Origin of the sequence: Rhodococcus sp. I2R (genome assembly GCF_020889545.1) — a bacterium.
GTDB lineage: Bacteria > Actinomycetota > Actinomycetes > Mycobacteriales > Mycobacteriaceae > Rhodococcoides.
On record NZ_JAHUTG010000066.1, the window covers coordinates 1 to 1472 of the forward strand.

2 protein-coding genes are annotated in these 1472 nt (G+C 65.3%); both read right to left on the reverse strand.

The annotated features are described in order from the left end of the window. The coding region (locus tag KVY23_RS24800) for a transposase (protein WP_230558534.1) at positions 1-168 on the reverse strand (168 nt) is incomplete at its 3' end. 67 nt (positions 169-235) lie between these two features. Then, positions 236-1309 carry a DUF222 domain-containing protein gene (locus KVY23_RS24805; RefSeq protein ID WP_230558533.1) on the reverse strand — a complete coding sequence of 358 codons (1074 nt, stop codon included), beginning with the start codon at positions 1307-1309 and terminating at the stop codon, positions 236-238. Positions 1310-1472: the final 163 nt, after the last annotated feature.

The following is a 1472-nucleotide window of genomic DNA, read 5'->3' on the forward strand; positions in this document are numbered from 1 at the left end:
GGGGCCGCCGCCGTGAGTCTCACGATACTTGCTCAGCCACCGCCGCAGACTGTCGTCGCCCACCCCGTAGGCCTTGGCGACTTCACTGATCGGTTTGGACGAGTCGATCACTTCTCGGCACAGCTCGTCCTTGAACTCTGCCGAGAAAGATCGCCGTGATCTGCTCATGCTGGTCGGACTCATTTCAGTAGATCCCCATCCTAAGCGGGTCCAGTGTCCGAAATCCCTGGGCCGATCAGTGCCCCGGCGCAGACCCGGAGCCCGATCCGGACTCACCACCGGAACCACTGCCTTCGCCTGGGCCACTGCCTCCGCCTGGGTCGTTGCTGTCTCCGGCCGGGTTGCTGGGTGTGTCGTCGCTGTTCTGCTCGTCGGTGTTCTGCTCGTCGGTGTTCTGCTCGTCGGTGTTCTGCTCGTCGGTGTTCTGCTCGTCGGTGTTCTGCTCGTCGGTGTTCTGCTCGCCGGTGTTCTGCTCGTCGGTGTTCTGCTCGTCGGTGTTCTGCTCGCCGGTGTTCTCGTCTGTGTCTGTGTAGGGGTGTTGGGCCTCGCAGTGAGGGTGTGTGCAGAGGCAGGTGAGGTGTCCGCCGCGGAGGAGGGCGGTGAAGGCGTCGGCGCGTCGGGTGTCGAGTGGGCGGGGGTCGAGGCCGCAGACGCGGGTGCATTCGGTGTCGAGGAGGGCGGTGAGTTCGGCGGCGTCGCGGGCGCCGAGGACCGCTGACATGCGGGCCATTCCTCGTGGGAGGTGACTGACGCGCACTTTTTTGGTGGTGGAGGCGGCGCGTCGGCGGGCGCGGGTGTCGAACTCGGGGTCGAGGGCGGTGATCATGGCGTCGATTTCTTTGCCGAGCCGGGTGGGGGTGAAGTGGCGTGTGGCGGTGACGATGTCGGGTTCGAGGGCGGCGATGACGGTGGCGGGGGCACCAAGGGTGTGGTCTCGGATAGTGCGTAGAACCTCGAGGCTGATGGTGCCGGCGGTGAACATCTCGCGGTAGACAGGCCTGCTTCCCCACCAGATGTTCAGGTGTGTTTCCACGGTGCCGGCGGGACGGGTGGTGGCGGCTGCGATCTCGGCGATGGCGGAGGTGTGGGTGATGCGTTCGACGTCGAGGCGGGCGGGGATGGTGCTGGGGTCGATGTCGTTGATGCGGGTGTCGTTGATGCGGGTGTCGTAGAAGTGTGCGGCGGCGGTGATGGATGCGGCGAGGGCGGCGTTGGCGGCGCGGTGGGCGGCGACGGTGTCGCTGAGCAACCCCGCAATAGGGTCGGGTTCGAAGTCGAGGTCGCGGAGTAGGTCGTTGTCGATGCTCACTCGATGGTTCACCCCCGATCTCGGCACATGTTCGAACGTTTGTGGCGCTCCTGAGGTTTGTGTGGGCGCCATTTCTGCTGTTCAGGGCGGGTTGTGTTGTTGGACGCAGTGTTCGGCGAGTTGCCGGTGAGATGAGGGACGCGCACGTGTTGGGCCTCTAGAT